General features: G+C 66.0%; 23 protein-coding genes. 13 read left to right on the top strand and 10 right to left on the bottom strand.

Annotated features, from left to right (window positions below; translation table 11 throughout):
• Window positions 1–105 precede the first annotated feature (105 nt).
• Window positions 106–1,143: a bifunctional riboflavin kinase/FAD synthetase gene (locus tag VAR608DRAFT_RS18590; protein ID WP_088955393.1), complete on the bottom strand. Its 1,038-nt coding sequence runs from the start codon at window positions 1,141–1,143 to the stop codon at window positions 106–108.
• 163 nt (window positions 1,144–1,306) lie between these two features.
• Here VAR608DRAFT_RS18590 and VAR608DRAFT_RS18595 point away from each other — a divergent pair, with 163 nt between their 5' ends.
• Complete coding sequence (locus tag VAR608DRAFT_RS18595; RefSeq protein ID WP_088958858.1) at window positions 1,307–1,864, top strand: HNH endonuclease; 558 nt, start codon at window positions 1,307–1,309, stop codon at window positions 1,862–1,864.
• Between the two features lie 6 nt (window positions 1,865–1,870).
• On the opposite strand, the gene VAR608DRAFT_RS18600 is transcribed toward VAR608DRAFT_RS18595, so the two are convergent.
• From VAR608DRAFT_RS18600 to VAR608DRAFT_RS18610, 3 genes are all read right to left on the bottom strand, one after another.
• Window positions 1,871–3,250, bottom strand: coding sequence for an alpha/beta fold hydrolase (locus VAR608DRAFT_RS18600; protein ID WP_088955394.1), 1,380 nt, complete (start codon window positions 3,248–3,250; stop codon window positions 1,871–1,873).
• Between the two features lie 86 nt (window positions 3,251–3,336).
• Complete coding sequence (locus tag VAR608DRAFT_RS18605) at window positions 3,337–4,452, bottom strand: acyl-CoA dehydrogenase family protein (protein WP_088955395.1); 1,116 nt, start codon at window positions 4,450–4,452, stop codon at window positions 3,337–3,339.
• 93 nt (window positions 4,453–4,545) lie between these two features.
• Complete coding sequence (locus VAR608DRAFT_RS18610; protein ID WP_088955396.1) at window positions 4,546–5,727, bottom strand: acyl-CoA dehydrogenase family protein; 1,182 nt, start codon at window positions 5,725–5,727, stop codon at window positions 4,546–4,548.
• A gap of 143 nt (window positions 5,728–5,870) precedes the next feature.
• Here VAR608DRAFT_RS18610 and purN point away from each other — a divergent pair, with 143 nt between their 5' ends.
• Complete coding sequence (gene purN, locus VAR608DRAFT_RS18615) at window positions 5,871–6,461, top strand: phosphoribosylglycinamide formyltransferase (RefSeq protein ID WP_088955397.1); 591 nt, start codon at window positions 5,871–5,873, stop codon at window positions 6,459–6,461.
• Between the two features lie 40 nt (window positions 6,462–6,501).
• On the opposite strand, the gene VAR608DRAFT_RS18620 is transcribed toward purN, so the two are convergent.
• Window positions 6,502–6,738 carry a DUF1653 domain-containing protein gene (locus VAR608DRAFT_RS18620; RefSeq protein WP_443082876.1) on the bottom strand — a complete coding sequence of 79 codons (237 nt, stop codon included), beginning with the start codon at window positions 6,736–6,738 and terminating at the stop codon, window positions 6,502–6,504.
• Window positions 6,739–6,773: 35 nt separating this feature from the next.
• Between VAR608DRAFT_RS18620 and VAR608DRAFT_RS18625 the strand changes: the two genes are divergently transcribed.
• From VAR608DRAFT_RS18625 to VAR608DRAFT_RS18635, 3 genes are all read left to right on the top strand, one after another.
• Window positions 6,774–8,633, top strand: coding sequence for a M48 family metalloprotease (locus VAR608DRAFT_RS18625; protein ID WP_088955399.1), 1,860 nt, complete (start codon window positions 6,774–6,776; stop codon window positions 8,631–8,633).
• Window positions 8,634–8,661: 28 nt separating this feature from the next.
• Entirely contained in the window at window positions 8,662–9,933 is a 1,272-nt protein-coding gene (locus VAR608DRAFT_RS18630; protein WP_088955400.1) for an RsmB/NOP family class I SAM-dependent RNA methyltransferase, read from the top strand.
• Between the two features lie 131 nt (window positions 9,934–10,064).
• Complete coding sequence (locus VAR608DRAFT_RS18635; protein WP_088955401.1) at window positions 10,065–11,279, top strand: DesA family fatty acid desaturase; 1,215 nt, start codon at window positions 10,065–10,067, stop codon at window positions 11,277–11,279.
• A gap of 110 nt (window positions 11,280–11,389) precedes the next feature.
• On the opposite strand, the gene rpmG is transcribed toward VAR608DRAFT_RS18635, so the two are convergent.
• The 3 genes from rpmG to trxB form a co-directional block, all read right to left on the bottom strand.
• Window positions 11,390–11,563, bottom strand: coding sequence for a 50S ribosomal protein L33 (gene rpmG / locus VAR608DRAFT_RS18640; RefSeq protein WP_007830291.1), 174 nt, complete (start codon window positions 11,561–11,563; stop codon window positions 11,390–11,392).
• A gap of 11 nt (window positions 11,564–11,574) precedes the next feature.
• Window positions 11,575–11,808, bottom strand: coding sequence for a 50S ribosomal protein L28 (gene rpmB, locus VAR608DRAFT_RS18645; protein ID WP_088955402.1), 234 nt, complete (start codon window positions 11,806–11,808; stop codon window positions 11,575–11,577).
• A 214-nt stretch (window positions 11,809–12,022) separates the two neighbouring features.
• Window positions 12,023–12,973: a thioredoxin-disulfide reductase gene (gene trxB, locus VAR608DRAFT_RS18650; protein ID WP_088955403.1), complete on the bottom strand. Its 951-nt coding sequence runs from the start codon at window positions 12,971–12,973 to the stop codon at window positions 12,023–12,025.
• A 163-nt stretch (window positions 12,974–13,136) separates the two neighbouring features.
• Between trxB and VAR608DRAFT_RS18655 the strand changes: the two genes are divergently transcribed.
• From VAR608DRAFT_RS18655 to VAR608DRAFT_RS18690, 8 genes are all read left to right on the top strand, one after another.
• Window positions 13,137–13,811: a Crp/Fnr family transcriptional regulator gene (locus tag VAR608DRAFT_RS18655; protein ID WP_088955404.1), complete on the top strand. Its 675-nt coding sequence runs from the start codon at window positions 13,137–13,139 to the stop codon at window positions 13,809–13,811.
• A 131-nt stretch (window positions 13,812–13,942) separates the two neighbouring features.
• On the top strand, window positions 13,943–16,324 hold the full coding sequence (locus VAR608DRAFT_RS18660) for a DNA translocase FtsK (RefSeq protein ID WP_088958859.1): 2,382 nt from the start codon (window positions 13,943–13,945) through the stop codon (window positions 16,322–16,324).
• A 28-nt stretch (window positions 16,325–16,352) separates the two neighbouring features.
• Window positions 16,353–16,991 carry an outer membrane lipoprotein chaperone LolA gene (gene lolA / locus VAR608DRAFT_RS18665; protein ID WP_088955405.1) on the top strand — a complete coding sequence of 213 codons (639 nt, stop codon included), beginning with the start codon at window positions 16,353–16,355 and terminating at the stop codon, window positions 16,989–16,991.
• 18 nt (window positions 16,992–17,009) lie between these two features.
• Entirely contained in the window at window positions 17,010–18,299 is a 1,290-nt protein-coding gene (locus VAR608DRAFT_RS18670; protein ID WP_088955406.1) for a replication-associated recombination protein A, read from the top strand.
• A gap of 247 nt (window positions 18,300–18,546) precedes the next feature.
• Complete coding sequence (locus VAR608DRAFT_RS18675; protein ID WP_088955407.1) at window positions 18,547–19,476, top strand: branched-chain amino acid ABC transporter permease; 930 nt, start codon at window positions 18,547–18,549, stop codon at window positions 19,474–19,476.
• 10 nt (window positions 19,477–19,486) lie between these two features.
• Window positions 19,487–20,668 (top strand): branched-chain amino acid ABC transporter permease, encoded by a 1,182-nt coding sequence (locus VAR608DRAFT_RS18680; RefSeq protein WP_088955408.1) that lies wholly within the window; start codon window positions 19,487–19,489, stop codon window positions 20,666–20,668.
• Between the two features lie 17 nt (window positions 20,669–20,685).
• Entirely contained in the window at window positions 20,686–21,456 is a 771-nt protein-coding gene (locus tag VAR608DRAFT_RS18685; RefSeq protein ID WP_088955409.1) for an ABC transporter ATP-binding protein, read from the top strand.
• Between the two features lies 1 nt (window position 21,457).
• Window positions 21,458–22,174, top strand: a complete 717-nt coding sequence (locus VAR608DRAFT_RS18690) for an ABC transporter ATP-binding protein (protein WP_088955410.1) — start codon at window positions 21,458–21,460, stop codon at window positions 22,172–22,174.
• A 54-nt stretch (window positions 22,175–22,228) separates the two neighbouring features.
• Here the strand turns inward: VAR608DRAFT_RS18690 and VAR608DRAFT_RS18695 are convergent, their stop codons facing one another.
• Window positions 22,229–23,203, bottom strand: a complete 975-nt coding sequence (locus tag VAR608DRAFT_RS18695; protein WP_088955411.1) for a Bug family tripartite tricarboxylate transporter substrate binding protein — start codon at window positions 23,201–23,203, stop codon at window positions 22,229–22,231.
• A 34-nt stretch (window positions 23,204–23,237) separates the two neighbouring features.
• The gene (locus VAR608DRAFT_RS18700) at window positions 23,238–24,302 is read right to left on the bottom strand and encodes a CDP-6-deoxy-delta-3,4-glucoseen reductase (protein ID WP_088955412.1); all 1,065 of its coding nucleotides are present in this window, start codon (window positions 24,300–24,302) and stop codon (window positions 23,238–23,240) included.
• Between the last annotated feature and the right edge of the window lie 7 nt (window positions 24,303–24,309).

Below are 24,309 nucleotides of genomic sequence, written 5' to 3' on the forward strand. Positions count from 1 at the left end.
TGCGCTGCCGTGCAGCGCGAAGGGATCGGATCGAGAGGATCGAGGGAGCGTTCGGCCTTCGCGGGACAAGGCGCGGCCGGACGCGGCGGAAAGCGAGGTTCCGCTTTAAATTCGGTCGCGCGTGGTCTGGCGACGGGTCTCGGCGTGGGTGGAGGCAAAGAATGCACGCGCGTCGCGACCATCCTTCGCGATGCCCGCCGTGAGGGCCTCGAGGCTGGTGTAGCGCAATTCGTCGTGCAATTTGTGCAGCAGTTCCACGCGGACGATTTTACCGTAGGCCCCCTCCGCGCCGAGATGGGCCGGCCAGTCGAGGCAATGGGTCTCGAGCAATACGCGGCCCGCGTTGACGTCGTTGGCGTCCAGCGAAGGCCGCACGCCGAGGTTGGCGACGCCCGGCAGCGGCTGCTCGGTCAGGCCATGCACGAGCACCGCGAAGATGCCGCTGGCAGCGGGCTTCCAGTGCTTGAAGCGCAGGTTGAGCGTGCGAAAGCCGTCATTGCGCCCCGGCGCCGAAGCGCCCAGCGCGCGGCCCAGTTTGCGACCGTGGACCACATGGCCCGAGATCGCGTAGGGCCGGCCGAGCAGCGCCTGCACATCGGCCATCCGGCCTTCGGAAAGCGCCTCCCGCACCGCCGAACTCGACACCCGCAGGCCGTGCACCTCGTAGCTGTTCATCCGCGCCACGTCGAAGCCGTTCTGTTCGCCGGCGCGATCGAGCATCGCGTAGTCCCCGGCGCGCTTGGCGCCGAAGCGGAAATCGTCGCCGACCAGGACGTACCTGGCGCCCAGCCCTTCGATGAGCACATGGCGGATGAAGTCTTCGGGCGCCTGCGAGGCGAGCCGGGCATCGAAGGGCAGGACGATGGTCTGCCCGACGCCGCTGGCCGCCAGTTCGCTGAGCTTGTCGCGCAGGGTACCGATGCGGGCCGGCGCCAGTTCGGGCCGCTTGGCGATCGCGGCGAAGTAGTCGCGCGGATGCGGCTCGAAAGTCAGGACGCAGCTCGGCAGGCCGCGCTGCCGCGCCTCGGTGTTGAGCAGCCCGAGCATGGCCTGGTGGCCGCGATGGACACCGTCGAAGTTGCCAATCGTCAGGGCGCAGGCCGGAGCCACCCCAGGATGCCGAAAACCCCGGAAAATCTGCATCGGTCGTTATCTTTTTGATAGCACTTTGAGCCCGCAGAATGGGCACATCAGCGCGTTTTGTCACAAAGCCGGTATATTGTGACGCACTGCGTCATGCGCAAGCCGTTCCGGCGGGTGCCATGTCTTGGTCTTTGTCGTGTTTCCTTCGAATGAGGAGCGTGTGGTGAAGGTCTTGAAGCTGTCGGCCCAAGGGCTGCCCCAATCGTGGATTTCGCTCGAGCAGGCGGTGATCCACTATGCCTCCGACGAGGTTCGCTGGGAGGTGGGCGCTCAGGTGGCGGTGTTCAGGGGCGGCCACAACGCGATCACGGGCCAGCAGTCGCAAATCGCCGTCAACAGCATCATCGGCACCAAGGGCGTGCCGCGCATCAATCCCTTCACGCAGCGGCCGGGGCTGACCAACGCCAAGCTGTTTGCCCGCGACCGGAATGTCTGCGCCTATTGCGGCGGCCACTTCCACGAGGAAGACCTGACGCGCGAGCACATCATCCCCTTTGCGCAGAACGGCATCGACAGCTGGATGAACGTCGTGACCGCATGCCGGCCCTGCAACCATCGCAAGAGCAGCCGCACCCCGGAACAGGCCGGCATGCCGCTCTTGTACACGCCCTACGTGCCGAGCCTGTGGGAGGACTTCATCCTGCGCAACCGCCGCATCCTGGCGGACCAGATGGAGTTCCTGATGGCGCATCTGCCCCAGAGCTCCCGGCTGCACGGCTAGCCGTGCTCAGTACGTCAGTTCGAGCACGCTGACATCGCCGCCCGAGGCCGGCCAGGTCCGGCCGACCAGCCGCTCGCCGTTGAATTCGGCCGCGATGGTGCGGGGCGCGTCGTTCGCGAGCTTGATCTTCGAACTCGAAACGCCCGAGCCGCTGGGCGGCACGCCCGGCGGCAGGGCTTGGCCGTCGAAGCGCAGGCTGTCGCGTTCGGCGTCGAAGTAGCCGCGCGGCCGGGTGAAGGTCACCAGCGCCTTGGCGTCCCGGTCGGCCTCGGCGATGCGTTCCGGCCGCAGATGGACGATGCTGCTGGAGCGCGGGAACGGGCTGCGGTAGATGTGCGTCGTGGCATAGCCCGGCGCGCTCAGCACGAACTCGTAGCGCGTATCGGGCTGCGCGGCAAACGGACCCCAGCGGCCGTCCTGCGCGATGGTCTGCTGCCACGCTGCAGCGCCGTTTCGAGCGCCGGTGACGGCATCGATGGCGAACACTTCGAGGCGGGCGCCGACCAAGGGCAGGTTGTTGCTGAAGGCGCCGCTGTCCGGCTTCTGCGGATCGAGGCCGAGACCGGTGACCCGGCCGGACAGGGTGATCTGCGCTTCAGGCTCGACCTCGAGCGCGCGCGGCGCTTCGCCGGTCAGGAAGCGCCAGGTGGCGGCGAAAGCGGCGGGCGAAAACGAGGTTTCCCGATGGTCCACGCGCGGCAGCACCACGTTGGTTGCACCCTTGAGCGCCGGGCCATCGAAGCCGACGTTGGTCGGCGTTCCCTGGATGCCGATCCAGATGCCGTCGGGCTGGGCGTACTTGTCGTTCCTGTCGGAGCGCAGCGTCAACCACTTCACGCCGGGCGTGACTTCGTCGCCGTCGCCGTTCTTCGGTGCATTGAGCTGCTGGAGAAAGGGGCTCAGGGCGGAGAACTCGCTGCGCTCCTGCCGCCCCTTGATCGCCCAGATGCCATGCGCCGGATTGCCGCCGAGCACTACATGGCTCACGACCCGGTCGCCGCCGCCGTTCTGGACGTAGTTGCGGATCGCGTTGCCGCCGCGCGAATTGCCGATCAGCACCACCCGCGTGGCACCGGTCGTCCTCAGCACGCGCTCGACTTCCGACTTCAGGAAGGCCATCGAATCGGCGGTGGAACTCCGCCCGGCCTGCACCACGGTGTCGTCGTCGCGCGCCAGCGGAAAGGGCTGGTCGAGCGCGAACAGCCGGTCGCGCGGCCAGCCGTTGGATTCGAAGCGCCAGATCGTCGTCTGCCAGAGCGCCGCCGATTCGCCGTTGCCGTGCACGAACACGATCGGCGGACGTTCGTTGGAGGAAGGCAGGGTCGTACAGGCGGCGAGCATGGTCGTCGAGAAACCGAGAAGAAGCAGTTGACGGCGAGTGTGCATGGCGAGAGGGGGTTTCCAAAGAAAAACGCCCGCCAGCTTGGGGCCGGCGGGCGTCGCGTGCTGTCGTCGCGGGCAGCGGTTCGAGCTCAGGCGAAGACGCCCGCGGTGTCGTGCATGCGTGCCGACACCTCGCCCAGGTGGTGCAGGCTGTCGCCAAAGGTCATTTCGAGCTGCGTGAGCTTCTTGAAATAGTGGCTCACGATGTATTCGTCGGTCACGCCGATGCCGCCGTGCAGTTGCACCGCTTGCTGGCTGACGAAGCGCATCGAAACGCCGAGCTGGTACTTGGCGCGCGCCAGCGCCTGCCGGCGTTCGGCCGCAGGGGCATTGAGCTTGAGCGTGGCGTAGTAGCTCATCGAACGGGCCAGTTCGAGCTGCATCTTCATGTCGGCCACGCGATGGCGCAGCGCCTGGAAGGTGGCGATCGCCACGCCGAACTGCTTGCGGGTGTTCATGTATTCGACGGTGATCGCGAGCGTCTTGTCCATCACGCCCACCGCTTCGGCGCAGACGGAGGCGATGCCGATGTCCACCGCGTGTTCGAGGGCCGGCAGGCCGTCCTGCGCGATGAGCATGGCGGCCGCCTTCTCGAAGACGACCTCGGCGGCGCGGCTGCCGTCCTGCGTGCCGTAGCCGCGCGCGGCGACGCCGTCGGCCGCCCGCTCGATGAGGAAGAGGGCGATCTTGCCGTCCTGCTGCGCCGGCACGATGAAGGCATCGGCCTCGTCGCCGGCCGGCACCAGGCTCTTGGCGCCGGTCACCGTCCAGCCCTTGCCGGCCTTCGTGGCCCGGGCCTCGCAGACGTCGAGCCGGTAGCGCGCCTTGCGCTCCTGGTAGGCGAGCGCCACCAGCGCCTGACCGCCCGCGATGCGCGGCAGCCAGCTGTCCTTGGTGTCTTCGTCGGCGTGGCCGGCCAGCACGGCGCCAGCGATGAAGGATTGCGCGAGCGGCTCCAGCACGAGGCCGCGGCCCAGCTCCTCCATTACGACCATGGCTTCGACCGGACCCATGCCCAGGCCGCCTTCGTCCTCGGGAATGTAGAGGCCGCCCAGGCCGAGTTCGGCCAGTTCGTCCCAGGCTTCACGCGAGAAGCCGCCCGCGGCCTCGATGGCGCGGCGGCGCTCGAAGCCATAGCCCTTTTCGACCCACTTGGCGACCGCGTCGCGAAGCTGTTGCTGGTCGTCAGAAAAATTGAAGTCCATATCCAAATCCTTGCGTAAGCCTAGCTGGAGCCCCCTCCCGGAGGGGGTGTGGGGGAGCCAAACATGAGCGCATAGCGCAGACTGTTCTCGGCTCTAGCCGAGAACAGTCTGAGCGACGATATTTCGCTGCACTTCGTTGCTGCCGCCGTAGATGGTGGTCTTGCGCAGGTTGAAGTACGTCGACGAAAGCGGTGCGAGCTGCGGATGGCCGCCGGGGAAGTCGCCCTGCCAGCCGGCCTCCATCGCTTCGCGCACGAGCGGCAGCGCGTAGGGGCCGCCCGCGAGCATCATCAGTTCGGAATAGCGCTGCTGGATCTCGCTGCCCTTGATCTTGAGCAGGCCGGCGATGTCGAGCGAGTTCTTGCCCGAGGTCGCGGCCGAGAGGACGCGCAGCACCAGCATCTCCAGTGCGACGATGTCGACCTCGAGCTTGGCGATCTCGTCGCGGAACCGGTGGTCTTCCCAGACGCCTTCGCTCTTCGCGATGCGCTTGAGGCGCTCCAGTTCGCGCTTGGCGCGGTTCACGTCGGCGATGTTGGTGCGCTCGTGCGAGAGCAGGTGCTTGGCATAGGTCCAGCCCTTGTTCTCTTCGCCGATGAGGTTCTCGACCGGCACTTCGACGTTGTCGAACCACACCTCGTTGAGCTCGTAGCTGCCGTCGAGCAGCTTGATCGGCCGCACCGTGACGCCGGGCGACTTCATGTCCACGAGCAGGAAGCTGATGCCGGTCTGCGGCTTGCCTTCGTTGCTGGTGCGGACCAGGCAGAAGATCCACTCGCCGTACTGGCCGAGCGTGGTCCAGGTCTTCTGCCCGTTGACGATGTACTTGTCTCCCTTGCGCTCGGCCTTGGTCTTGACCGACGCGAGGTCGGAGCCCGAGCCCGGCTCGCTGTAGCCCTGGCTCCACCAGACTTCGCCGCTCGCGATGCCGGGAAGGAAGCGCTTCTGCTGCTCCGCATTGCCGTAGGCCATGATCACCGGAGCGACCATCACCGGGCCGAAGGGGATGATGCGCGGCGCGCCGGCGAGCGCGGCTTCTTCTTCGAAGAGGTGTTTCTCGACCGCGGTCCAGCCGGGGCCGCCGAATTCCTTGGGCCAGGCGTAGCCGAGCCAGCCCTTCTTGCCGAGGATCTTGGCCCACAGCTGCAGATCGTCGCGCGTGAGCTCCAGGGCGTTGTGCACCTTGTGCGAAATGTCGGCGGGGAGGTTCTCTTTGACCCAGGCGCGAATCTCTTCGCGGAACTTCTGTTCTTCGGGCGTGAAGCTCAAATCCATGCGTGCCTCTCTGTGTTGATCGAACGCCGCGAAAGGCGGCATGTCTCCGGAAGCGGCGGTTTTAGCACGGTCGTGCGGGTTTGGGGTGTCCGCGCCGCGACAAGCCGGGGCGGCCCGGGCGAACACAGATAATCCCGCGTCCCATGAAGAACATTGTGATCCTGATTTCCGGCGGCGGCTCCAACATGGCGGCGATCGTCAAGGCAGCCGAAAGCGAGCGTTGGGCGGCGCGCCTCGATGCGCGGGTGGCCGCGGTCATCAGCAACAAGCCGGACGCGGGCGGGCTGGCGATCGCCCGCGAGCACGGCATCGCGACCGCCGTGGTCTCGCACAGGGACTTCGCGAGCCGCGAGGAATTCGACGCCGCGCTGGCCCGGGAGATCGATGCTCATGCGCCGACCTTGGTGGTGCTTGCGGGATTCATGCGGATCCTCACGCCGGGCTTCGTCACGCACTACGCCGGAAGGCTGCTCAACATCCACCCGTCGCTGTTGCCCGCCTTCCCGGGGCTGGACACCCACCGGCGCGCGATCGAAGCGGGGTGCCGGATCGCCGGCGTGACCGTGCATGAAGTGACGGTCGAACTCGACCACGGCCCGATCCTGGCCCAGGCCGCGGTGCCGGTCCTGCAAGGAGACACACCGCAAACGCTGGCCGCACGAGTGTTGGCTCAGGAACACAGGGTTTACCCTAGGGCGGTGGCCGACTGGCTCCAGCGCGTGGAAACAAACTGACACAATCCCCCTTCGCGTGCCGAGGGAGTCGGATGGAGGGTCAATCGATCTTGACGAAGCGCTGCTGGGGCGCCCCCTTCACATCCACGGTCTCGCCGAACATGGCGGCCGGGCGAACCCAGAGTCCACGCTCGCCGTAGAGGGCGCGGTACAGCGTCATCGGCTCCAGCGTCTCGCTGTGGCGTACTGTGCCGAGCACTTCGTATTCGCCGCCCTTGTAGTGGCGGTAGCGGCCGGGTGGGGTTTCGATCAATGGGGGGAGGCTGTGGTCTGACAAGCGGGTCATTTCCTTCGAAGGGCTGAGAGGTCAGGATGAATCGGGCGGATTTTGTACATCTGGTGCGACTGAGCGAGCATGCCAGTGCCGACGACAGCCTCGGCTACCGGCGGGGCGTCGCCTTCTTCGCCGCCCTGGGATACCTGTGGGTCTTCGCCTGCCTCGCGCTGGCCGTCGGCATCATCGCCTGGGTGATCGGCGGCCTGGGGCAGGCCGGGCGCTTCAACTTCACGCGCGGATGGCTGCTGCTTTTCGCGCTCGGCTTGCTGTGGGCCACCTTGCGCGCGCTGTGGGTCCGGCTGGAGGAGCCCGAAGGCGTGGAGCTGCGGCGCGAGGACGCGCCCGGTCTCTTCGAGACGCTCGACCGCATCCGCGAGCGCATCGACGGGCCGCCGGTGCATCGCGTGTACCTCGACAGCGATTTCAACGCCAGCATCCGCCAGCTGCCGCGCTACGGGCTCTTCGGTGGCGCGATCAACTACCTGAACGTGGGGCTTCCGCTCCTGATGGCGCTGGACCGCCGCCGCCTGGTGTCGGTGCTGGCGCACGAGTACGGCCACCTGCGCGGCAATCACGGGAGGTTGAGCGCGTGGATCTACCGTACGCGCCTGTCGTGGCTCAAGCTGGATGCCAACTTCCAGCGCAACGAGGGCCTGATGGCGTTCGCGTCGCAGGCCTTCTTCCGCTGGTACTTCCCGCGCTTTGCCGCCAAGACTTTCGCCCTGGCGCGCCAGGACGAGTACGAGGCCGACCGCGTCGCCGCCCGGCTCCTCGGGACGCGCGTGGTGGCTGCGGCACTCAAGGAGATTTCGATCAAGAGCGCCTGGTACGCGGACCGGTTCTGGCCCGGCCATTGGGCGCTTGCGATCGATGCGCCGCTGCCCGTGGGGCCGTTCTCGTCCATGGCGCCGAAATTCAGTGCGCCGATCGAGGAGGAATTCGCCCGGGCCGCCTTGCGCGGCGCGCTGCGCAGCATCAGCGACGTCGACGACACCCATCCCGTGCTGCGCGACCGGCTCGAAGCGCTGGATGAGAAGCCCACCGCGCCTTCCTGGTCGTCCAAATCGGCGCTTGCGCTCCTGGCCGACGCGCCGAAGTGGATCGCGCATTTCGACGCCGAGTGGTGCAGCGGTCATGCAAACGACTGGAAGCAGCACCACGCCTATCTGATGCGCGTGCGCGAGCGCGTGGCGGCGCTCGCCGGCAGCGCCGGCCGCAACAACGCCGAGGAAATGGTCGAATGGGCCGATTGCGCCCGCCGCCTCGATGCCGACGCCGACGTTCGCGCGTTGTATGACCGTGCGCTGGAGATCACGCCGAACCATGCCGGTGCCCTGCGCGGATTGGCGCAGGTGCTGCCCGCCCGCGACCGCGCGCCCCGCCTCGCGATGCTCGAGCGCCTGCACGAAACCAGCAACGCCAGCCAGTGGTGGGCGGCCAAGACCGCGGTGTCGATCCTGGAGGATCCCGATGCGGGAGGGCACGATGAGCGGGCCCTCAAGCTCTGGCGCGAACGGGCGAAGACGGCTGAAGCCGCCGAACAGCGCGCCTGGGAAGAGATGACGGCGACCCCGCTCTTCACCCAGATCGCGCGACACGACCTGAGCGAATTCGAGCTCGGCGAATTGCGTGCGGACCTCGTGTGCGGCGGTGCGGTCGCGCGGGCCTGGGTGGTGCGCAAGATCCTTCGGGAATTTCCGTGGCGGCGTGCCTACATCGTGTTCCTCGAACTGCCGGGGCTCACGGACGACGAGCGCTGGAGCCTGTGCCGGGAACTGGAGCAGACCCTCTCGCTGCCGGGCGCCGCCCTGGTCCTGTGGGCGGGACATTCGCCGACGCTCGCCGAGATCGAGCGGCATGCTTTCACGCCGGTCTGGACACGCGCCGCAGGTTGAGGCCGGTGGTGGCTGAGACAATCGGGGCATGCATCCCAAAGCCCTGCTCGAGGCCACGGCCGACCTGGTCGGCCTCGTCCTGAAATTCGATCATCCGGCCGATCAGGTCGTCTCCCGCTTCTTCCGCGAACACCGCGAACTCGGTCCGCGCGAGCGCGCCACGCTCGCCGAGACGGTGTACACCGTGCTGCGCAAGAAGCTCTTGTTCGAGCACCTGGCGCGCTCGGGAACCGGCCCCAAGGAGCGCCGGATGGCGATCCTCGGCTTTCACGGCCAGAGGGATTTCCTCAAGAGCGCCCTGAACGAAACGGAGCGGCGCTGGCTGGACAGCTGCGATTCGGTGAAGCCCGACGAACTGCTCGACCGCCACCGGCACAACCTTCCGGAGTGGCTCGCGGAACCCCTCAAGGCCCAGTTGGGCGACGAGTTCTGGCCGCTGGCGGACAGCCTGCAGCAGCCGGCAGCGCTGGACCTCCGGGTCAACATGCTGACGGACAAGCGGGCCGACGTGCAGAAGGAGCTGGGCCTGGCCGGCATCAAGTCGACAGCGACCCCGTTTTCGCCCTGGGGCCTCCGGATCGAAGGCAAGCCGGCGCTCACGAAGCTCGATGCCTTCGCCCGTGGCGCGGTGGAGGTCCAGGACGAGGGATCGCAACTGCTCGCGCTGCTGCTCGAAGCGAAGCGTGGCGAGATGGTGGTGGATTTCTGCGCCGGCGCCGGCGGCAAGACGCTGGCGATCGGCGCGACGATGCGGAACACCGGCCGGCTCTACGCCTTCGACACCTCGGCGCACCGGCTGGATGCGCTCAAGCCGCGTCTGGCGCGCAGCAAGCTCTCGAACGTGCATCCGGCCGCCATTGCCCACGAGCGCGACGATCGCATCAAGCGGCTCGCAGGCAAGATCGACCGCGTGCTGGTCGATGCGCCGTGTTCGGGGCTCGGCACCCTGCGGCGCAATCCCGACCTCAAATGGCGCCAGTCCGCGCAATCGGTCCAGGAGCTCACGGCGAAGCAGACCGCCATCCTGCAGAGCGCGGCGCGACTCGTGAAGTCGGGGGGGCGACTCGTCTACGCGACCTGCAGCATGCTGCCCGAGGAGAACGAGGCGATCGCCGAGGCCTTCGGCGCCGCGAACCCGGATTTCGCGCCGATGGATGCGGCCGAACTGCTGCACGGCCTCAAGGTCGACGGCGCCGAAAGCCTGTGCTCGGGCGGCGAGGCCGGCAAGCGCTTCCTTCGGCTTTGGCCCCACCGGCACGCGACCGACGGATTCTTTGCCGCCGTGTGGAACCGGAAGTAGGTACAAAGCTCCAAAGACGGTCGAAACTTGCGGCGCATCAAGGATTTAGCCCCCGTTCAAGGGGGTGAGCCTTTAAAATCGCGGGTTACCTGAAGGCTGCACCTTCGTGTGGCCATGGAGTACCGAATTCAATGTTGCTTCCTGACTCTGCCGTCCTGAGCGCGGCCATCGATTGGCTCGGAAACGGCTTGTGGGATCTCACCTGGTGGCAGATCGTGCTGTACACGCTCGCCACCACGCACATCACGATCGCGGCGGTCACGATCTTCCTGCACCGGGCGCAGGCGCACCGGGCCCTGGATCTCGGCCCCATCCCGTCGCACTTCTTCCGCTTCTGGCTGTGGATCGGCACCGGCATGGTGACCAAGCAGTGGGTGGCCATCCACCGCAAGCACCACGCCAAGTGCGAAACCGAAGAAGACCCGCACAGCCCGCAAGTCAAGGGCATCGACGAAGTCCTGTGGCGCGGCGCGGAGCTGTACCGCAAGGAAGCCAAGAACAAGGACACGATGGACCGTTTCGGCCACGGCACGCCTGACGACTGGGTCGAGCGCAACCTGTACTCGCGTTACAGCTGGCAGGGCGTGGGCCTGATGCTGATCCTCAATGTTGCGCTGTTCGGCGCCCTCGGCCTCACGGTCTGGGCGGTCCAGATGCTCTGGATTCCGTTCTGGGCGGCCGGTGTGGTCAACGGTATCGGCCACTACTGGGGCTATCGCAACTTCGAAGCCGCCGATGCCAGCACCAACCTGATTCCCTGGGGCATCATCATCGGCGGCGAAGAGCTGCACAACAACCATCACACCTATCCGACTTCGGCCAAGTTCTCGGTCAAGAAGTACGAATTCGATATCGGCTGGATCTATATCAGCCTGATGCAGAAGATCGGCTGGGCCAAGGTCAAGAAAGTGCCGCCGAAGATGCAGATCGGCGATGTCCAGCCCGTGGCCGACGCGAAGACGCTCGAAGCCGTCATCGCCAACCGCTACGAAGTCATGGCGAACTTCGCGCGCGAGATGCGCCGCACCACGAAGGGCGAGCTGGCCTTGCTCAAGGCGAAGGGGGCCGACCTCTCCGCGCTCAAGGCGGCCAAGCGCTGGCTTCATCGCGACGACGACAAGGTGCCCGCAGCTGCACGGACCCAGTTGGTCCAGGCGCGTGCCGCGCACCCGGTGCTCGACAAGATGGTGACGATGCGCGAAGAGCTGCGCCAGTTGTGGCTCAACACTTCGCAGTCGCGCGAACAACTCGCGGCGGATCTCGCGGGCTGGTGCCACCGCGCCGAAGCGAGCGGCATTGCCGGCCTGCGCGAGTTCTCGACGCGCCTGCGTGCCGCGCGCGCCTGACGGTCTCCATCCCAAAGCAAAAAGCCGGCTCATCGAGCCGGCTTTTTTGTACCTGTCAAAAAAGAAACCCGCTGGGTTGCAGCGGGTTCTTTGGCAAGGAAGGGGCTGAATTACTTCAGCTTGATTTCCTTGTATTCGACGTGCTTGCGTGCCTTGGGGTCGAACTTCATGATCGACATCTTTTCAGGCATCGTCTTCTTGTTCTTGCTCGTCGTGTAGAAGTGGCCGGTACCCGCGGTGGATTCCAGCTTGATCTTTTCGCGTCCGCCTTTGCTCGTTGCCATGATTCAGCTCCTTAGGCTTGGCCGCGCGCACGCAGGTCTGCGAGCACGGCGTCGATGCCGTTCTTGTCGATCAGGCGCAGGGCAGCGCTCGAAACGCGCAGGCGAACCCAACGGTTTTCGGATTCGACCCAGAAACGACGGTATTGCAGGTTCGGCAGGAACCGGCGCTTGGTTTTGTTGTTGGCATGGGAAACGTTGTTCCCGACCATCGGGCCCTTGCCCGTAACTTCACATACGCGTGCCATGAGGACACTCTTTCTTGAACAGCTGGCACCTGATGCAACGAGGGTTGCGGGGTGGTTTGCAGCTTGACCTCGCCAGTGTCGGGTGGCGGTATCCCGGAGTTGCCGCTTTCTGCCGGAGCTCCTGGCCGGGAGCCGGCAAATTCAGCAAAGCCAAGCATTATAGCGCTAGCGAGCCCGAGCCGGAAGCACTCCGACGCCGGGCCGGCCGTGAAGGCTAGTCCTGTTCCAGAAAGCGCTGCGAGTCCAGAGCAGCCATGCAGCCCGTGCCTGCGCTCGTGATGGCCTGGCGATAGACGTGATCCTGCACATCCCCGGCGGCAAACACGCCCGGGATGCTGGTCATGGTGGCGAAGCCCTGCAGGCCGGTTCGCGTGACGATATAGCCGTCCTTCATCTCCAGTTGCCCCTGGAAGATGTCGGTGTTCGGGTGATGGCCGATCGCGACGAAGCAGCCCTTCAGGTCGAGTTGTTCCGTTTCGTTCGTCTGGATGTTCTTGATCCGGATACCGGTGACGCCGGAGTCATCGCCCAGCACTTGATCGAGCGTGCTGTGCAGCTTGAGCTCGATCTTGCCTTCGGCGACCTTTTCATTGAGCTTGTCGACGAGGATCGGCTCGGCGCGGAACTTGTCGCGGCGGTGCACCAGAGTCACCTTCCTGGCGATGTTGGACAAGTAGAGCGCTTCCTCGACCGCGGTGTTGCCGCCGCCGATCACGCAGACTTCCTGGTCGCGATAGAAGAAGCCGTCGCAGGTCGCGCACGCCGACACGCCGCGCCCCATGAAGTGCTGTTCCGATTCGATCCCGAGGTACTTGGCCGAGGCACCCGTCGCGATGATGAGCGCATCGCAGGTGTAGGTGCCGCTGTCGCCGGTCAGGGTGAAGGGGCCCTTGCCGAGGTCGACCTTGTTGATGTGATCGAAGACGATCTCGGTCTTGAAGCGCTCGGCGTGCTCCAGAAAACGCTGCATGAGATCGGGGCCCTGCACGCCATGAACATCGGCTGGCCAGTTGTCGACGTCGGTGGTCGTCATGAGCTGGCCACCCTGTGCAATTCCGGTAATGAGCAGGGGCTGGAGATTGGCTCGGGCCGCGTAGACTGCAGCGGTATAACCGGCGGGGCCGGAGCCGAGAATGAGAACCTTGGCGTGGCGTGGCGTTGACATGTGTAGAAAACCTAGGATTGACGCTGCGTCAGCGTGTACATTTTCAAGGGTGATAGGTATGGAGTATCACCGTTCGGTTCAAGACCGGGCGGGGGCTGTTTTCAATGCGCGCGATTGTATTAATCCATGGGGTTCGAATCGCGCGGAATCCGGGGATTGATGAATGTCGATGCTGTCCAATCTTGAATTGCTCCGCCGCGTGCCGCTTTTCTCGGCGCTGACGCCCACGCAGTCGGCGAGCATTGCCGATGCGATCGTCAAGAAGCGCTTCAAGCGCGCCGAGGTCGTGGTCGAGCAGGGCAAGAAGTCGGACGCCCTCTACATCATCCTGACCGGTCGTGCCCGTGTCATGAGCACGGACACCCGCGGCCGCGAGGTCATCCTGGCGACGCTTCATCCGGGCGACTACATCGGCGAGATGAGCATGATCGACGATGAGCCGCATTCGGCCACCGTCCGCACCGAAATCCAGACTGACGTGCTGATGCTCGGCCGCGAAGCCTTCGCGCGCTGCCTGCCCGAAAGCTCTTCGATGTCGTACAACATCATGCGCGGCCTGGTGACGCGCCTGCGCCACGCCGACCGGAAGATCGAATCGCTGGCGCTCATGGACGTCTATGGCCGCGTCGCCCGCTCGCTGCTGGAGTTCGCGGTCGACGACGGCGCCGGCAACCTGAAGGTGCGCGACAAGATCTCGCGCCAGGACCTGGCGAAAATGGTCGGCGCATCGCGCGAAATGGTCAGCCGCGTCATGAAGGACCTCGAAGAGCGCGGATTCGTGCAGACTCAGTCCGACGGCTCGATGATCATCAAGGAACGGCTTTCATCGCTGGCCTAATCTTCTTGCCGGCCGCGCCGCGGCGCACCGGCCCTGTGCTTCGTCGGCCGTGACAACCTGGCCGCGATGGGTTTCGTTGTAGTTTCCTCAAGCCACCGGTCCGTTGCCCCGGACGGGTCGCTTTGCCTTTCATGACTTATTCGCTCAACACCCTTCAATCGTCGTCGGCCGAGGGACAACCGGTCCGGGCGCGTGCGTTGCGCTTCGCGCACGAGATCACGTTGATCGCGGGCTTCGTCGCACTGTTGTTCTGGCTCCTCTCGATGCTGAGCTTCACGCCTTCGGACGCCGCCTGGTCGACGTCCGGGACCGGCGGCGAGGTGAAGAACTGGGGCGGACGCATCGGGGCGTGGCTCGCGGACGCGAGCTACTTCCTCGCCGGCTACTCGGTCTGGTGGTGCCTCGCCGCGGGCCTGCGTGTCTGGCTGTCTTCGCTGGCCAACTGGATGCGCGCCGGTGGGCAGGCGCATACCGAGGAGCCGCCGCGCGGCCGGTTCAACCGCAGTCGCCTCGCCTTCTGGTTCGGCCTGATCCTGCTCCTGTGCGCCAGCGCCGTCCTGGAATGGTCGCGGCTCTATCGCCTCGAATTCCGCCTGCCGGGGCACGGTGGCGGCATCCTGGGCTATTTCGTCGGGCCGGCGAGCGTCAAGTGGATGGGGTTCACGGGCTCGGCCCTGATCGCGATCGCCGGCGGTGTGATCGGTTCGGCGCTCGTGTTCCGGTTTTCCTGGGGGCAGATCGCCGAGCGCATCGGTGCCCGGCTGTACTCGCTGTTCGAGATGCGGCGCGAGCGGCGCGAAATCGCCCAGGACATCGCGATGGGCAAGCAGGCCGTGCGCGAGCGTGAAGAGGTGACGGCCTTCGACGCAAGCCCGGAGCCCGACGCTCCCGACGAAGAATTGCGGGCGGTGCCGCGTCCCAAGCGGCGCGCGCCGTCGCCGCCGGTGCAGATCGAGCCCGCCATGGTGGAAGTGCCCAAGAGCGACCGCGTCGCCAAGGAGCGCCAGAAGCCGCTGTTTCGCGAACTGCCCGACAGCAAGCTGCCGCAGATCGATCTGCTCGACGCTGCGCAGTCGCGCCAGGAGACCGTCTCGGCCGATACGCTCGAGATGACTTCGCGGCTGATCGAGAAGAAGCTGAAGGACTTCGGTGTCGAGGTCCGCGTCGTGCTCGCGTCGCCGGGACCGGTGATCACCCGCTACGAGATCGAGCCGGCCACCGGTGTCAAGGGCGCGCAGATCGTGAACCTGGCGAAGGACCTCGCGCGCTCGCTGTCGCTGGTGTCGATCCGCGTCGTGGAGACGATCCCCGGCAAGAACTACATGGCGCTCGAGCTGCCGAACGCCAAGCGCCAATCGATCCGCCTGAGCGAGATCCTCGGCTCGCAGATCTACAACGAAGGCAAGTCGCTGCTGACGATGGGGCTCGGCAAGGACATCGTGGGCAATCCGGTGGTCGCCGACCTGGCGAAGATGCCGCACGTGCTGGTGGCCGGCACCACCGGCTCCGGCAAGTCGGTGGGGATCAACGCGATGATCCTGAGCCTGCTCTACAAGGCCGAGGCGCGCGATGTCCGCCTGCTGATGATCGACCCGAAGATGCTCGAAATGTCGGTCTACGAAGGCATCCCGCACCTGCTCGCGCCCGTGGTCACCGACATGCGGCAGGCGGCGCACGGCCTCAACTGGTGCGTGGCCGAGATGGAGCGCCGCTACAAGCTCATGAGCAAGCTCGGCGTGCGCAACCTCGCGGGCTACAACGCCAAGATCGACGAGGCGAAGGCGCGCGAGGAGTTCATCTACAACCCGTTCAGCCTCACGCCGGACAGCCCGGAGCCACTGGCGCGCGAGCCGCACATCGTGGTCGTCATCGACGAGCTGGCCGACCTGATGATGGTCGTCGGCAAGAAGATCGAGGAGCTGATCGCCCGCCTGGCGCAGAAGGCGCGCGCGGCCGGCATCCACCTGATCCTCGCGACGCAGCGCCCGAGCGTGGACGTGATCACCGGCCTCATCAAGGCCAACATCCCGACCCGCATCGCGTTCCAGGTGTCGAGCAAGATCGATTCGCGCACCATCCTCGACCAGATGGGCGCCGAGGCGCTGCTCGGCATGGGCGACATGCTCTACATGCCGAGCGGCACCGGGCTGCCGGTGCGCGTCCACGGCGCGTTCGTGAGCGACGACGAGGTGCACCGCGTCGTCGCCTACCTCAAGTCGCAGGGGGAGCCGGACTACATCGAGGGCGTGCTCGAAGGCGGCACGGTCGATGGCGACGGCGACCTGCTGGGCGAGGGCGGCGGCGAAGGCGGCGAGAAGGACCCGATGTACGACCAGGCGGTCGAAGTCGTGCTCAAGAACCGCAAGGCCAGCATCTCGCTGGTGCAGCGCCACCTGAAGATCGGCTACAACCGCGCTGCGCGGCTGGTCGAGGAAATGGAACAGGCCGGCCTCGTGAGCGCGATGAGCGGCAGCGGCCAGCGGGAGATCCTGGTGCCGGCCCGAACCGAGTGAGTCCGGCGCGCTTCCAGGGAGAGCAGAGATGTCGTTGAAGAAACTGATCGCGGGCCTCGGGCTCGCGGCGCTCGTGGCGAGCGCATCGGCCGGTGGCATGGAAAGCCTCGAGGCCTTCGTGAAGAACGCCCGGTCGGGGCGGGCCGAGTTCACGCAGACCGTGACCTCCCCGCCGAAGGAAGGTCAGACCGCGCGCGACAAGGTGTCGACCGGCACCTTCGAATTCCAGCGGCCCGGCAGATTCCGCTTCGACTACAAGAAGCCGTTCGTGCAGAACATCGTCGCCGATGGCGAAACCCTCTGGCTCTTCGACGCCGACCTGAACCAGGTCACGCAGCGCAAGCAGGCGCAGGCGCTCGGGTCGACGCCGGCCGCGCTGATCGCGTCCGCGCCCGACCTGAAGGCCCTGCAGGCCGATTTCGCGCTCGAGTCCGCACCCGAGCGCGACGGCTTGCAGTGGGTCAAGGCGACACCGAAGAGCAAGGATGGCCAGCTCCAGAGCGTGCAGATCGGCTTTCAGGGCGACTCGCTCGCGGCGCTCGAGATTCTCGACAGCTTCGGCCAGAAGTCGGTGCTGAAGTTCGGCCGGGTCGAGGTGAATCCTTCTCTTCCCGCGAACACCTTCCAGTTCAAGCCGCCACCGGGCGCCGATGTGGTCCGCCAATAGGCGGTCTTCATCCCTTTGATGGCTACTTCCGCGCATCAACCGCTCGCCGAGCGGCTTCGCCCCAGGAACCTCGGCGAGGTCATCGGTCAGCAGCATCTGCTCGGGCCCGGCATGCCGTTGCGCATCGCCTTCGAGTCCGGTCAGCCGCACTCGTGCATTCTCTGGGGGCCGCCCGGCGTCGGCAAGACGACCATCGCGCGGCTCATGGCGGATGCGTTCGACGCGCAGTTCCTCAGCATCAGCGCCGTGCTGGGCGGGGTGAAGGACATCCGCGATGCGGTCGATCGTGCGCTCGTGGCGCGCGACGGACTCGAGCAGCGCCGCACCATCGTGTTCGTCGACGAGGTGCATCGATTCAACAAGAGCCAGCAGGATGCGTTTCTGCCGCATGTGGAGTCGGGCCTCTTCACCTTCATCGGCGCGACGACGGAGAACCCGTCGTTCGAGGTCAACTCCGCCTTGCTGTCGCGTGCGGCCGTCTATGTGCTCCAACCCCTGAGCGAAGACGACCTGAAGCAGATCGTGAGCCGCGCGCAGGCGATCCAGGCGGTGCCCGCGATCGAGGCCAAGGCGATCGAGCGGCTCATCGCCTACGCCGACGGCGATGCGAGGCGCCTGCTCAACACGCTCGAGACGCTTTCGATCGCGGCCGGTGCGGAGTCGCTCGACCACATCAGCGACGAATGGCTTCTGCGCGTCCTCGGCGAGCGGATGCGCCGCTACGACAAGGGCGGCGACCAGTTCTACGACACCATCTCCGCGCTGCACAAGTCGGTGCGCGGCAGCGATCCGGATGCCGCGCTCTATTGGTTCGTGCGCATGCTCGATGGCGGTGCCGATCCGCGCTACATGGCGCGGCGGCTGGTGCGCATGGCGAGCGAGGACATCGGGCTGGCCGACCCGCGGGCGCTGCGCCTCGCGCTCGACGCCGCCGAGGTCTACGAGCGCCTCGGCTCGCCGGAAGGCGAACTCGCACTGGCCGAGTGCGTGGTCTACCTTGCGATCGCGCCGAAATCCAACGCGGTCTACAAGGCCTACAACGAGGTGAAGGCCTTCATCAAGTCGGACGGAACGCGCCCCGTGCCGATGCACCTGCGCAACGCACCGACGCGCCTGATGAAGCAACTCGACTACGGCAAGGGTTATCGCTACGCCCACGACGAGGAGGGCGGCTTCGCGGCCGGCGAGCGCTACATGCCCGACGGGATCGATCCGCCGCCCTTCTACAGGCCGGTGGAGCGGGGCCTCGAAATCAGGATCGCCGAGAAGGTTCGCGAACTGCGCAGGCGCAACGAAGGTGCGCGCTGATACGCATTTGCGCGTAAGGTGAGCGACTTGTGCCCCCGCGCGCCTGAGTTTTTGCGCCAGCGGGAAAACCCCGGTCCGACAACGGCCGAAATGTCAGGGAGCCGTGTCTAAAATTCCGCCCACAAAAAACCCGCCGTCGACACATGCTGGCGGGTTTTTTGCTAAGTGAAACCAGGCGTCAATCCGGTACGCCGGGTCGGCTGAAGGCACCTCTCAAGGGTGTCGACACAAAAAAGGGAATCTCGCTATGGACATCTTGCTGCAACAGATCATCAACGGTCTGGTTCTGGGCAGCATGTACGCCTTGATAGCCTTGGGCTATACGATGGTGTACGGCATTATCAACCTCATCAATTTCGCCCACGGTGAAGTGCTCATGGTCGGAGCGCTGACCAGCTGGAGCGTCATCGGTCTCATGCAGCAGTCGATGCCGGGCACCCCGGGCTGGCTGATCCTGCTGCTGGCGCTCATCATCGCGTGCGTGGTGGCCGCCGCGCTCAACTTCGTGATCGAGAAGGTGGCCTACCGGCCGCTGCGCAACAGCCCCAAGCTGGCGCCGCTGATCACGGCCATCGGCGTCTCGATCCTGCTGCAGACGCTCGCGATGATCATCTGGAAGCCGACGTACAAGGCCTATCCCAACCTGCTCCCCACCACGCCGATTCACCTGGGCGGCGCGGTGATCTCGCCGACGCAGGTCATGATCCTGAGCGTGACCGCGATCTGCCTGGCGATCCTGACCTGGCTGGTCAACTACACCAGGCTCGGCCGCGCGATGCGGGCTACCGCCGAGAACCCGCGCGTCGCGGCGCTCATGGGGATCCGCCCCGACATGGTCATCTCGGCCACCTTCATCATCGGCGCGGTGCTGGCGGCGATCGCCGGCGTCATGTATGCCTCCAACTACGGCATCGCGCAGCACGCGATGGGCTTCATTCCCGGCCTCAAGGCCTTCACGGCCGCGGTGTTCGGCGGCATCGGCAACCTCGCGGGGGCGGTGGTCGGCGGCATCCTGCTCGGGGTGATCGAGGCCATCGGGTCGGGCTATCTGGGCACCCTCACCGGCGATGTGCTGGGCAGCCAGTACAGCGACATCATCGCGTTCATCGTCCTGATCATCATGCTCACGCTGCGGCCGTCCGGTCTGCTCGGCGAGCGTGTGGCGGATCGCGCCTGAGGAGACGGCCATGCAACAAGGCAAGAAACTCCTCATCATCGTCATCGCAGCGATCGGCCTGCTCGTGCTGCCGCTGCTGCTGCAGTCCCAGGGCAACGCCTGGGTGCGCATCGCCGACGTCGCGCTGCTCTACGTGCTGCTGGCGCTGGGCCTGAACATCGTGGTCGGCTACGCCGGCCTGCTCGACCTCGGCTACGTGGCCTTCTTCGCCATCGGTGCCTACATGTACGCGCTCCTGGAATCGCCGCACCTGAGCGAGACATTCCCGGCCTTCAAGGCCATGTTCCCGAACGGGCTGCACAGCTCGCTGCTGATCGTCATACCGCTGGGCTTGGGTCTTGCTGCGACGTTCGGCGTGCTGCTCGGTGCGCCGACGCTGAAGCTGCGCGGCGACTACCTCGCGATCGTGACCCTCGGCTTCGGCGAGATCATCCGCGTGTTCCTGAACAACCTGGATCAGCCTTTCAACATCACGAACGGCCCGAAGGGCATCACGGGCATCGAGCCTATCCATTTCTGGGGCCTGAACCTCGGCAAGGCCTTGAAGTTCAACGGCTTCACGATCTCCTCCGTCACGCTCTACTACTACCTGTTCCTGGCGCTGGTGCTCATCACCATCCTGATTTCGCACCGCCTGCAGGTCTCGCGCATCGGACGCGCCTGGATGGCGATCCGCGAAGACGAGATCGCCGCCAAGGCGATGGGCATCAACACGCGCAACATGAAGCTGCTGGCCTTCGGCATGGGTGCGAGCTTCGGCGGCGTGTCGGGTTCGATGTTCGCGGCCTTCCAGGGCTTCGTGTCGCCCGAGTCCTTCGCCCTCTCGGAGTCCGTGATGATCGTCGCGATGGTCGTGCTGGGCGGCATCGGGCATCTGCCGGGCGTGATTCTGGGCGCGGTGCTGCTGTCGGCACTGCCCGAGGTGCTGCGCTACGTCGCGGCCCCGCTGCAGGCGATGACCGGCGGCCGGCTCGATGCCTCCATCCTGCGCCAGCTCTTCGTCGCGCTGGCGATGATCATCATCATGCTGGTGCGTCCGCGCGGCCTGTGGCCCTCGCCCGAGCACGGCAAGTCGCTGGCGCGCAAGGGCACGGCGCCCGCTTCGGGCATGCCGGCCGCTGCGCCGGGCGTGGAAGAACCGGCCGACGAAGTGCCGGGTATCGCTTCGCGTCCGATGTCGATCAATCCGTGAGGGATGGGAGAGAGAACATGACAGACACCGTCCTCAACGTCCAAGGTATTTCGAAGCGCTTCGGCGGGCTGCAGGCGCTGTCCGACGTGGGCATGAAAATCATGCGCGGCCAGGTCTACGGACTGATTGGCCCCAACGGCGCGGGCAAGACCACTTTCTTCAACGTCATCACCGGCCTCTACACGCCCGACGGCGGCACCTTCGAGCTGGCCGGCAAACCCTACCAGCCGACCGCGGTGCATGAGGTCGCCAAGGCCGGCATCGCGCGCACCTTCCAGAACATCCGCCTGTTCGCGGAGATGACCGCGCTCGAGAACGTCATGGTGGGCCGCCACATCCGCACCCACTCGGGCCTGTTCGGTGCGATCTTCCGCACCGGCGGTTTCAAGGCCGAGGAGGCTGCGATCGCCAAGCGCGCGCACGAACTGCTCGACTACGTGGGCATCGGCAAGTTCGCCGACTACAAGGCGCGCACCTTGAGCTACGGCGACCAGCGGCGGCTGGAGATCGCCCGCGCGCTGGCCACCGATCCGCAGCTCATCGCACTCGACGAGCCGGCGGCCGGCATGAACGCCACCGAGAAGGTGCAGCTGCGCCAGCTCATCGACCGCATCCGCAAGGACGATCGCACCATCCTGCTGATCGAGCACGACGTGAAGCTCGTGATGGGCCTGTGCGACCGGGTCACGGTGCTCGACTACGGAAAACAGATCGCCGAGGGAACGCCCGCGGACGTGCAGAAGAACGAAAAGGTGATCGAGGCCTACCTCGGCACCGGAGGACATTGAGATGGCGCAAACCCTTTTGAAGATCAGCGGCCTGAAGGTCGCCTATGGCGGCATCCAGGCCGTGAAGGGCGTGGACTTCGAGGTCCGCGAAGGCGAGCTGGTCTCGCTGATCGGCTCCAACGGCGCGGGCAAGACCACGACCATGAAGGCGATCACCGGCACGCTGCCGTTCCTCGGTGGCGACATCGAGTTCCTGGGCAAGAGTATCAAAGGCCGGGGCGCATGGGACCTGGTGGGCCAGGGGCTCGTGATGGTGCCCGAAGGCCGTGGCGTGTTCGCGCGCATGTCGATCACCGAGAACCTGCAGATCGGTGCCTACATCCGCAACGACAAGGCCGAGATCGCGCGCGACATCGAGCGCGTCTTCGCGACCTTCCCGCGCCTCAAGGAGCGTGCCACGCAGCTCGCCGGCACCATGTCCGGCGGCGAGCAGCAGATGCTTGCGATGGGTCGCGCGCTGATGGCACGGCCCAAGGTGCTGCTGCTCGACGAGCCCTCGATGGGCCTGTCGCCGATCATGGTCGACAAGATCTTCGAGGTGGTGAAGCAGGTCTACGACCAGGGCGTCACCGTGCTGCTGGTGGAGCAGAATGCCAGCCGCGCGCTGCAACTGGCCGATCGCGGCTACGTGATGGAGTCGGGGCTGATCACGATGAGCGGCGATGCCAAGGTGATGCTGAGCGACCCGAAGGTGCGGGCGGCGTACCTGGGGGAATGACCCCCAGGCTTGCTCGCTTCGCGTAGCCGCCAACCCCCTTCCAGGGGCTGGTCGTCAGTCGACCTGGGCGCCTGTCGCCTTCACCACCTTTTCGTACTTGGCGAGTTCGCTCTTCATGAACGCGCCGAACTGCTCGGGCGAGCTGGCGACGGGCTCGGCGAGCAACGAAGCGAAACGGGTCTTCGTCTCCGGCGTCTTGAGCGCCGCCACGAAGGCCCGATTGAGCTTGGCCACCACGTCCGGCGGCGTGCCCGCCGGCGCGACCAGGCCCCACCAGGTGTCGATCGAGAAACCCTTCAGCGTCGCGGCGACCGGCGGAACGTCGGGCAGCGCGCTGCTGCGCTCGTTGGTGGTGACGGCGATGGCCTTCAGCTTGCCTGAACGGATGTTGGGCGCGGCGGTGGCGAGGTTGTCGAAATTGAAGTCGACCTGGCCCGACAACAGCGCGAGCTGCGCCGGATTGCCGCCGTTGTACGGAATGTGCACCGCGAAGATGCCCGCTTCCTTCTTGAACATCTCGCCGGCCAGGTGCCCGGCGCTGCCGTTGCCGCCGCTGCCGTAGTTGAGCTTGCCGGGATTCGCCTTGGCGTAGGCGATCAGGTCGCGCAGGTTGTCGATGTGGAGCCGCTTAGCCGTGTCCGCGTTCATCACCAGCACGTTGGGCACGCGGACCATCTGCGTGATCGGCACGAAGTCGGTTGCGGCGTTGAACGGCATCTTGGCGTAGAGCCAGGGGTTGACCGCGTTCGTGGCGGTCGCGGCGATGCCGATCGTGAGGCCGTCCGGCGGCGCCTTGGCGACCATGTCCGCGCCGATGTTGCCGCCGGCGCCGGGCTTGTTGTCGATGATCACCGTCCCGAGCGAGTCCTTCACGCCTTCGGCGAGAGCGCGCGCGGTGACGTCGATCGGGCCGCCTGCCGCATAGGGGACGACGAGGCGGATCGGACGGTTCTGGGCGATGGTGTGGGGCGCGGCGATGACTGCCGTGGTGGCGGCCAGCGCGGCGAGGAAATGTCTTCTGGCGTTCATGTGTCTCGGTTGTGCGTTGGTGTCTTCTCGAGGTTCAGGGGATGGCCTTGTCCGCTTCCGTCGTGAAGGCGTCGGCGAAGAATTCCTCCTCGGGCAGGCCGCGCATCGACACGTAGTCGTGCCGGGCGGAGTCGACGACCACCGGCGCGCCGCAGGCATACACCTGATGGCCCGACAGATCGTCGAAGTCCTCCATCACCGCGAGGTGGACGAAGCCGGTGCGACCGTTCCAGTTGTCCTCCGGCACCGCGTTCGAGATCACGGGCACATAGCGAAGATTCGGCAGCTCGGCGAGTTGCGCGCGCACCCACTCGTCCATGTAGAGATCCTCCGGGCGGCGGCCGCCCCAGTACAGGCTGGTCGGGCGCGTGATCCCCTTGAGCTTCATGTGCTCGATGACCGCCTTGATCGGCGCGAAGCCGGTGCCCGAGGCAAGGAAGACGAGCGGCTTGGCCGATTCCTCGCGCAGGAAGAAGCTGCCGTAGGGGCCTTCGACGCGGAGGATTTCCTTTTCCTTCATCGTGCCGAACACGTGGTCGGTGAACTTGCCGCCGGGCAGATGGCGGATGTGCAGTTCGATGCCGGTGCCCGGCTCCTGCAGCGTGTGCGGCGCGTTGGCCATCGAATAGCTGCGCCGCGTGCCGTCGCGCAGGATGAATTCGATGTACTGGCCCGCATGGAATTGCAGCGGCTCGCCTGCCGGCAGTTGCAGGCGAAGCATCACGACGTCGTGCGACATCTTCGTGATGGCGGCCACGCGCACCGGCATCTTGCGGATCGGGAAGGCGCCCGCTTCGGTGACCTGGCGCGATTCGAGCACCACGTCGCTCTCGGCGGTCGCGCAGCAGGTGAGGACGTAGCCGGCCAGTTCCTCGTCCGCGGAGAGGGCCTTGCTCTGGTGCAATTTCATCGTGACCGTGCCCGAGAGCTTCTTGCACTTGCAAGAACCGCAGGCGCCGTCCTTGCAGCCGTACGGAAGACCGATGCCCTGGCGGATGCCGGCCGCGAGAATGGTTTCGTCCGAATACGCTTGGAAGTGGCGTCCGCTTGGTTCCACAGTGATGTGAAAGCCCGATTCGTTCGGGGCCGTGCTGGTCATGGTTATT

This window comes from Variovorax sp. HW608, from assembly GCF_900090195.1.
Classification (GTDB): Bacteria; Pseudomonadota; Gammaproteobacteria; order Burkholderiales; family Burkholderiaceae_C; genus Variovorax.